The 9,091-nt window shown below is 52.6% G+C and carries 6 protein-coding genes and 2 pseudogenes; 2 read left to right on the top strand and 6 right to left on the bottom strand.

Going from position 1 to position 9,091, the window contains the following annotated elements; all coding sequences use genetic code 11:
- Positions 1–318: 318 nt before the first annotated feature.
- Positions 319–790: pseudogene (locus AWB69_RS47395) on the top strand (IS6 family transposase); the annotation flags it as partial.
- A gap of 99 nt (positions 791–889) precedes the next feature.
- Here the strand turns inward: AWB69_RS47395 and AWB69_RS44300 are convergent.
- The 5 genes from AWB69_RS44300 to AWB69_RS44280 form a co-directional block, all read right to left on the bottom strand.
- On the bottom strand, positions 890–2,008 hold the full coding sequence (locus AWB69_RS44300; RefSeq protein WP_197500484.1) for a quaternary amine ABC transporter ATP-binding protein: 1,119 nt from the start codon (positions 2,006–2,008) through the stop codon (positions 890–892).
- 43 nt (positions 2,009–2,051) lie between these two features.
- Positions 2,052–3,071, bottom strand: a complete 1,020-nt coding sequence (proX, locus tag AWB69_RS44295) for a glycine betaine/L-proline ABC transporter substrate-binding protein ProX (protein ID WP_063978057.1) — start codon at positions 3,069–3,071, stop codon at positions 2,052–2,054.
- A 25-nt stretch (positions 3,072–3,096) separates the two neighbouring features.
- Positions 3,097–4,359 (bottom strand): aromatic ring-hydroxylating oxygenase subunit alpha, encoded by a 1,263-nt coding sequence (locus AWB69_RS44290; RefSeq protein WP_062093087.1) that lies wholly within the window; start codon positions 4,357–4,359, stop codon positions 3,097–3,099.
- A gap of 108 nt (positions 4,360–4,467) precedes the next feature.
- A complete protein-coding gene (locus tag AWB69_RS44285) occupies positions 4,468–5,472 on the bottom strand; it encodes an ABC transporter permease (RefSeq protein ID WP_197500483.1) in 1,005 nt (334 codons plus the stop codon).
- Positions 5,473–5,589: 117 nt separating this feature from the next.
- Complete coding sequence (locus AWB69_RS44280) at positions 5,590–7,647, bottom strand: NADH:flavin oxidoreductase (RefSeq protein ID WP_231937447.1); 2,058 nt, start codon at positions 7,645–7,647, stop codon at positions 5,590–5,592.
- A gap of 366 nt (positions 7,648–8,013) precedes the next feature.
- Between AWB69_RS44280 and AWB69_RS44275 the strand changes: the two genes are divergently transcribed.
- Positions 8,014–8,808: a GntR family transcriptional regulator gene (locus AWB69_RS44275; RefSeq protein ID WP_156529205.1), complete on the top strand. Its 795-nt coding sequence runs from the start codon at positions 8,014–8,016 to the stop codon at positions 8,806–8,808.
- Positions 8,809–8,893: 85 nt separating this feature from the next.
- Here AWB69_RS44275 and AWB69_RS49070 read toward each other — a convergent pair.
- Positions 8,894–9,091, bottom strand: a pseudogene (locus AWB69_RS49070) (hypothetical protein); the annotation flags it as partial.

Raw genomic sequence — 9,091 nt, 5'->3', positions numbered from 1 at the left:
GCGCCGCACCAGCGCTTCTTTTCTTTCTGCTGAGTAGGTTTTCATTCACTCTGATTTTACCGCCCCCGGACCATGTCTATAAGAATCAGATAACACGACAAGTAGTCTGACGCCGGGGGAGACGCTGATGAGAATAGCTGGCGCGCTCCCCGGATAGTTTGGGGACAACGATGCGAGCGCGCACGATTGCTGACGTAAGGCCCTGTCCACGAATGCATTACGGCATGCTTGAGCGTTTCTTTAGAGATATAACAAGGGTGCCGTCGCAGTCAGGGGCGCTGGTATGCTGCAGGCCTTACAAGAATAAGCTGAACGACGATGAACGCGCCAAAGCCGGGAATAGCCAACGTGTTGAAGCGATTGCACTATCCGCTTGAAGTTATCCTGGTTTGCGTGCGTTGGTACGTGACGTATCCGCTGAGCTCACGCAATCTGGAGGAAATGATGGTCGAGCGAGGGATTGCAGTGGGCAAGAGCTGGCGAATGGATGGGACCTATGTGAAGGTTCGGGGCGAATGGAGATATCTTTAATCGGGCTGTCGACAACGAAGGCACACAGTCGACTTTCTTCTACGAGCCAGGCGCAACAAGGCTGCGGCACAGCGTTATTTTGAAAAGTCGATCAATCAGAACGGTGCTCCGGAGGCAGTGACAATCGATAAAAGCGGAGCCAATCTGGCGACGCACCCGGCCGACGCTCGGATTCGGGAGCTTTCGCTGTGCCCGCATCATTCTGGGCGACATCGAAACCATGCACATGATCGCTAAAGGGCAGATGAAGCACGCAGGCAAAATTAACCTTAAAGGTATGGACACATCTCACGCTGTTGCTAAGGACTCGCTACAAACAAAGAGAAACCTCAGTGCCGTGAGTTCTAAAAAACGGCGCCTAATCCAACTTCGAACGAATTGATGCGAGTAGCCCCTGCCGCGAAATCGTACCGACTTTCTTGCGATCGCGCGTAACCACGTCAACCAACTCCCACGTCATCAACGCATCCAGCACGCTGGGTAGCCGTTCGTCAGTCAGCAAGGCGGGCGATTGGGAATATTCGTTGGCGGTGCGTTCAGTTAATGGAAACATGACTGTCTCTGCAGTAAGCATGTGCAAACGACCCACGCCACGGACAAAGGCCAACACATAATCGTCAGCCGGCTTATTGATGATTTCAAGAGGCGTGCCGGTCTGTACTATCTGACCATTTTTCATGATCGCAACGCGATCACCGATGCGAATGGCCTCATCTAAATCATGGGTGATGAACACGGCTGTCTTTCCCATAGCTCGCGAGACCTCTATAAACTGCTCCTGTAGTTCTCTGCGGATAATGGGATCCAGCGCGCTGAAAGGTTCGTCCATCAGCAAAATTTCGGGATCAATGGAAAGCGCCCTTGCAAGGCCAACGCGCTGCTGCATGCCCCCCGAAAGCTGGTCCGGATAATGATTTTTCCATCCCTCCAGATGAACTGTTTCGAGTGCGCGATCAGCTGCGTCCATTTGCGCCTCTTTCCGCATGCCCCGTCCTCGTAGCGCAAACAACACGTTCTCCAGGACGGTCATATGCGGCCAGAGCGCCATGTTTTGAAATACCATTCCAATAGCCTTACTCCGCAGTTCTCGAAGCTCGGACACATTTAATGTCGTGGCGCAACGGCCCCCTATCCACACTTCCCCTGAAGTCGGTTCGATCAATCGATTAATATGCCGTAAAAGTGTCGATTTACCGCTGCCAGAAAGCCCCATGATGCATAGCGTTTCGCCCTTTTGGACCGAGAAACTGACATCCGCAACCCCCACGACACAATTAAATTTATCTCGCACTTCGTCCTTTCCGAGATGATGTTCGCGGATTGCAGTCATCGCCCGTTTCGAGGCTTCACCATATATTTTCCAAAGATTTTTGCACTCTATCAAGCCGACAGATGCGACAGTCTGCTCAGCGAAACAGGCTGACGAGGTTTTCATGGTTACGCTTTCGCGCTGCCCGAGCCAAGTGTCGCTTACCATTTATCGACTCCTTAATATGAGAGTAATCTGCTCGCCTCGCGCTTTACGCTTGGCCTGCCGCAGTGGATTGGCGTATCCAATCAGCAAATTGCAGTTGATGCGACGCAATCCAATTTTGTGCATGCCGTTGTATATCTGTTATTTTATTTTCTCCCTTTTGCATCAGGAGATTTTCTGCGCTTATGTCTCCTGCAGGAATAGTCACCAACTCAAAGAATTTACGAGCTGCGGGGTTCTGCGCTGCAAATTTTTTATCGACCAGGATTTTCATCTCGTAGATCGGAAATCCGGTATCGCGTCCATCAGACAATCGGCTATTATTTTTACCGTTGGCAGGGTCCGGCGACGGGACGCTGAGCCACACAACATCTTTGTCCGGTACAAGCACGCCGCTTACCCACATTGGTAACCAGGTATAGTACAAAACCGGCTTTCCACTATTGAACCGGGCAATAACGTCCGCCATCAGCGCTTCGTAGTTGCCGAACGCCGGCCGCACAGTTGCTGTCAAGTCGTAGAGGTCAAGATGTCGCCGTATGACCTTGGCGGCCCCCCACCCCGGATTTCCCGCAACCAAATCGGCTTTGCCGTCTACACCATTCGAATTGAATAGCGCGGCGATTTTTGGATCCCGAAGCTGGCCGATGTTAGTTATCTTGTATTTATCTGCGGTTGCTTTATCAATGCAGTAACCGAACACACAATTTGTAACTGTGTGCCCCAGTCGCTCAAATGTGGCATCACCGCCAGACTTTTGGTAATAATCGTCGTACAACGGTGTCCATTCCTGTGCAGAAAACGTCGCCTCACCTTGTGAAATTGCCAAATGAAATATTGCGGGGTCCGCCGGGATATATTCCTTAACTGTGTAGCCGAGTTGTTGCAAACCCATCTCTACAATTACGTCCTGGAACCGCGCCGTGGGTGTAGACAGGCCTATGGGTTGAACCACGATTCCCTTTCCAGGAAGATCTGCTGCTAAAACGTGGCGAGTCGCGATGCACGAAACAGCTAAGGCGCAAGCGCCGGCCAAGAATGATCTTCTGTTTTTGACGTTACGCAATTTGATCTCCTAGTGGGTACGGTACTTAGGCGTCGAGTAACGCAGAGAGGCGATTGACATACCAGTTGCAAAACTTCTCGACTTGCCATTCCGAGGGAGCGTATGGTCCAGGCTCATAGGCGGGATTGAGTGCCCCTTCTTGCGTCAGAGCAACGTAAAACCGATCTTGGTCGTTCGTTTTTTCCCAAACGTATGTCAAATTCTCAAGGTCATAATCCACGCCCTCTATGGCGTCTTGATGCACCAACCACGTAGTACGTAACAGAGTCTTTCCAGGGCTTATTGGAAGGACGGAGAAATGGACCGTGTGATCACTTTGCAGGTGATGCCACGAATTTGGTTGTAAATGGAACTGGAACCTTCCCAGGCGTGCGGTGCTCAAGTTGCCAAGAAGGCGCTTGGATGCAACTCGTCCGTCCATGGTCATGGACTCACCGGGACCAGCCAGCGCGTTACGGTCAAAGCGAAACCCCGTAATCCGATCGTCGAGATGTTCAACGCATCCGTACGGTAGCCCGTGATGATCCCACGTCGCCTTGCATTCCTTTAGGGCCTCGTTATGTAACGCCAGGGCCTCTCTATGGCTAGGATCGGCATCTGCTTCCGTATAGCCGAAAACGCCAAATGTTGATTGCAACAACTCAGGATGTCCCGAGCAGTGATAGCACTCTCTATTGTTTTCGAGGGTAAGCTTCCAGTTCCCATTCTCAATGATGTCGACTTGCTTTGCGACCTTGCAGTCTTGCAAACGGTGCGGCTCCATGTAAGGCTCAACGATCCGCGCGAGCTCGTCGAAATCGTCTGGCGGCACATCGGCAACGCACACGAAGATCAAGCCACTCAGACTACGCACGTGGACGTCCTTGAGGCTTAGACATCGCTTGTCGGCGCCCGTGTGTAGTTCCGCATGCAGCAGCGCACCGTCAGATGCATAGGTCCACTGATGGTATGGACATACGATGTTTCCGACTGAACCATGCTGATCTTGCAGAAGGCGCGCCCCTCTGTGACGGCAGACATTGTGGAACGCGGCAATTTGCATATCATCGCCACGAAGAACGATAATCGAATAAGGTCCAAAATCGGCGGTAAAATAATCGCCCGGTTCTCGGATGTTTGCTTCCGTTCCTACATACAACCAGTGCTTGCCAAAAATAAGTCGCATGTCAGATTCAAAAACGTCGTCACTCAGGTAAAACGGCGCTTCGAGGCTAAAGCCTTGCTTGCGCTTAGCCACCAGATTTTTAACGTACTGTCTTGATTTTTCTTGTTGATTGGCATTAAACATGTTTTTCCTCTCCGGCAATATCTGTGATCGGTTCAACGCTCGTAGATCAATGCGTTACGTCGTTGACATGTCGCTGTTGCTAAATGTCGCTAAAGAACTGCTTGTTTATCAAGACAGGCCGTTGGACTCGTCGACGGACAATTGAGCCGACTGCATTTGCGGTGATCCTCGTGGCTTCCTCTGCTGCAACTTGATCCAGCAGGTATATCCACATCCTATCGGGCCCTGTTGAAACCAGGGCCGCATACCGCGATCACGGAATGACATCCCCAATCCTTGAGAGATGCGATCGATCGTAATTGCAAGTAGCACGATGCCAATGCCTCCCGTGGTTGCGGTGCCAACGTCCAGCTGGCCTATTCCCTGCAAAACCATTTGTCCGAGGCCGGCAACCGAAATCATTGCAGCCACCACGGCCATGGATAGGGCCAGCATTACCGTTTGATTTACGCCCGCCATGATTGTCGTTGTTGCGAGCGGAATTCTGATGCGGAAAAGAATCTTGGCAGGGGAGCACCCGAACGCCTCACCCGCTTCGACCACGTCCGGGCGAACCTGACGTATGCCCAGACTGGTCATGCGGATTACCGGCGAGATCGCATAAATCAGCGTGACTAATACTCCCGGGACGTTTCCTATCCCGAAGAGCATTACCACCGGCACGAGATAAACAAACGATGGAACACTTTGCATGAAGTCGAGAATAAAGCGTAGAAACGTGTTGAACCGAGAATTCAATCCCGCAACGATTCCGATCGGAATGCCAATAACGCAACAAAGTACAATGGCCGTGAACACAATGGAAAGCGTATCCATCGCCTCTGCCCACGCTCCAATTGCGCCGATCAGAAATAAGCAAATACCGACAACAAGGCTGGTGCGACGTCCCGCCACTTGCCAACCCAGTAACATAAACGCCGCGATCAGAATGAGGGGATGAATCGACCCAAGCCCGATTTGTACGCCTGACAACAGGATCTGCACTGGATACCGTACCTCTTGGAACGCATGTCGAAAGTTCAGTACGAGCCAACCGACCAATTCCTGTACCCACGAGCCGAGAGGAATGCTTACGTGCTGAAACGGGTGGATCAAGAAATCGTGCATTTTCATATCCTTTCGCCAATTACGGGTGCGCGCGTCAATTCTTCGCTCGTCTTCGAGAATGCGCTTAGGTCAGGTTATGGCTGGGCATCACCCTGCGACGGCCCGTTCCATTCGCCGGCGTCTTCAGATCGCCATGCATAGACGGGATGCATCCAAAATTGCGGCGTGTATGTTTCTGCTTGAAACGGCGTCACCTGTTCGGTGCAACTCAAACGATCCAGTCGCGGTCGTGTCCACAGGCTGTTGTTGGCCCGCGAGCAAATGCTCGATACTTGTCACGCCGTCATTGGACGATTGACCGCGTAACGATTGGTACAATTCGTCCATGGGCACGGTTCCGTGCTCCAGCACAATTTGCTGGGTTTCTATCACTCGCGTTTTCTTTGTATACATGTGTCGAAAGGTCGCCGCTAATAACTCGCCTTGGCGCGCTACCTTTATCAATTCCAAATCGAAAGTCATATCAACGCTTAGTTCAGCCAGGTTTCGCTTCCAGATAACCCGGTCGGCGTAAGTTAGCTCCTGTCCCAGATATCCATCGCTGGAAATGAGGTGCACTGTTCGCCGCTCCGTTGCAGCAAATTCCGCAAACTGTGCAGCTGGCTGACGTCCCGTACCGTCGTAAACCAGCAGTTTCGGTGCGAGCGGAACATTTCCACTGATCGCGTCCCACACGGACGTGCAATACTGCCCGCCCTCCATCCAATCCAAATCTGGCGCACCACCTGTAGCCACGATGACAACGTCTGGATTTTGTGCAAGTACGTCTTCTTCCTCCGCGAATGAATTCAACCGGATCTCGACGCCGAGTCGTTCGAGCTCCTGAACCCGCCAGTCGACGATGCCGATGAGGTCTCGCCTCCATCCCGTCCTTGCTGCCATCAGGATCTGGCCGCCAAGCTGTGAAGTGGCTTCGAAAAGAACCACCCGATGGCCGCGCTCGGCGCATACGCGCGCCGCTTCAAGACCTGCAGGACCGCCGCCGACAATGACTACCGCTCTTCCTGCACGTTTGGACTTCTGAACAACGTGCGGCAGCGTCAGTTCTCGGCCGCTCGACGGGTTATGAATGCACGCGGGGCGGAATTGTGACTGACATTGAGTTGCGCCGACACAGGGTCGAATAGTGTGCTCGAGACCCTGTTGCAGCTTTGAGACGATATATGGGTCAGCTATATGTGCCCGGGTCATAGCAACCATATCAAGGAGGCCGTCGCGAATCGCGTAACGTGCACTTGCAATGTCCGAGATGCGGGCTGCGTGGAAAACCGGTAACGCGATTTCACGCTTGAACTCTCCGACTCGCTCCAGCCAGGGCGCAATAGGAGAAGCCATCCCCGGCATGTTGTCGGTTGTCAGCGCCGCATCAGTATCCATTCGCCCATAGATCGCGTTGATGAAATCCAACGTCCCGGCGCGCTCGAAGACCTTGGCCGCCGCCAAGCACTCCTCGAAGGTAAGCCAGCCGCCACCGCCTTCGTCGACGGTGTGCCGCAGGCCTACCAGGAAATCATCTCCAACGCGGCGGCGTATCTCTTCAAACACCAGCAATCCGAAGCGACATCGATTCTCGAGCGATCCACCGAAATCATCTGTTCTTAGATTGACCTTAGGCGACAAAAACTGGCCGACCAAATGACTTGCCGCCATCACCTCGATACCGTCGAGGCCTCCTTCCTTGCATCGTTCTGCTGCGCGACCAAACGCTTTCACGACGCGCTTGATATCGTTCTTATCCATCTCCTTGGGAAAGCTGCGATGAAGATTCTCTCGAACGGGCGAAGGTCCTATGGTCGGCAACCAGTTTGACGCTGAGAACTCGCCACGACGCCCTAGGTGAGTGATCTGACACATCAGCTTGGTACCGTACCGATGGAGGCGTTCCGAGAACTGGATCAGATGTGGAATGATGGCATCGTCACCGACATTCAGTTGCCTGAACACATTCGGAGAGTCCGGCGCAACGTTTGACGAGCCTCCAAACATTGTTAGCGCAAGTCCTCCCTTTGCCTTTTCCTCGTGGTACCGCTGATACGATTCTCCCGGCATCCCCCCTTCCTCGAGGCCGCAAGCGTGGCTCGTACTCATAATTCGATTCTTAAAGACCACGCCTTTAATGGTGAAAGGTTGCAGTAACGGATCTTTAGTGATGCCAACTAGATTGATTGACGATACCTGCACGTATTTCCCCTGCATCTTTTGGACAGTCGAATCGGCGCATTTGCCCGAACGCAACTGGATTGGAACAACGGAACAACTTCGATCCGGCAAACTGGTCACCTATTCGTATACTGGATCCGCCAATAAAAATGTCAATCTGGATATAACTAGGGAAAATACCTAAATAGCGTGCCAAATGAGCGCATTATCAGTCATTTTTACCGTGTTTGAACGTTGATCGCCATATTTTACTCTCGGTTGGAGCGAAATCTGGATCCAGATTCTCGGTGTCCTGCACGTTATTTCACCTCTTGTCACCGGCAAGTCGGTCAACCGCGTTGAGGATCTTCGATTATTCATCGAGTGGCCCGCCGTTCCGAGCGAAACTTGGCCGCCTCCGACGACTTTCTTGCGTCGATTTCCAGGAAAGAATATCCTGTATATTGTTTTGATAGAATGAGGAAGGAAGCGATGAACGACGGAGACGCCATGGGGCTTCTGAAGGCTCGAAACGACATCATTGCCGCCCGCGCCAATGGTGCGGGGGATATCGTCCCACGTGCGACATTAGCTAGCGGTGTAGTGGATAGAATTCGCCGCAAAATCTTGTCATCGGAATTCCCCGAAGGAGCCGTCTTGAAGCAAGATGAGCTTGCCATCGAAATGGGAGTCAGCCGTATTCCTGTCAGAGAAGCGCTTCGTGAGTTGGCAGCGGAAGGGCTCGTCACGCTCATGCCTCATCACCGGGCTTGCGTGTCACAACTCACGAGCGATGAGCTTCGGGATCTAGTCGACCTTCGCTTATGGATCGAACCTAACCTGGTTCGTCTATCCATTGAAGTCTGCACCGACGCGCACATTGAGAAGGCAAGCCAAATCCTGGCCGAGTTTTGCGCAATCCCCGACGAAGATCCTGCTGCGTGGTCCGACGCAAATTGTCGCTTTCACGTCGCATTGTGCGAACCGTCTGGCCGTGACCGAGCCGTAAAGATCGTGGAAAATCTCTTAAAGAATACGAGCCGCTATCGGACAAAAATAGTGATTTCTGGCGGCCGCGATACTGCGCATTCGGATCACAGCGAGATTTTAGAAATGTTTAAGCGGCGCGATTCAATTGGTGGAGCATCGTTACTTCGCAAGCACATTCTCGACTGGCATAGCCAACTCAAATTCACTCCTTAGCTCGCTGGGGCGGCCGTTTGTCCCAATTTACCCTTCGGGTTTGCATATCGTCGACGGCGGTTGTCAACGTACTTGTCGTGTCACTTCAAGCAAACTGCTTTAGTTCTTCCGGCTGCATGCGCTCCGGATTGAGCCAGACTTCATCCTTCAATTTCCAGTTGCGCGTTGATCGGGACCAACGCCGTGGATTGCGCTCCCTGGCCTCTGCATAAACTGCTTCACGCTGCGCGAGCACTGCGGCGGCTACGCCGTTGTGGCGCTGCGCCGGCGTGACGAATTTCAG

It is taken from the genome of Caballeronia udeis (assembly GCF_001544555.2).
Classification (GTDB): Bacteria; Pseudomonadota; Gammaproteobacteria; order Burkholderiales; family Burkholderiaceae; genus Caballeronia; species Caballeronia udeis.
The sequence above is the reverse complement of the archived record's forward strand: the minus strand, read 5'-3'. Positions and strand labels throughout refer to the sequence as shown.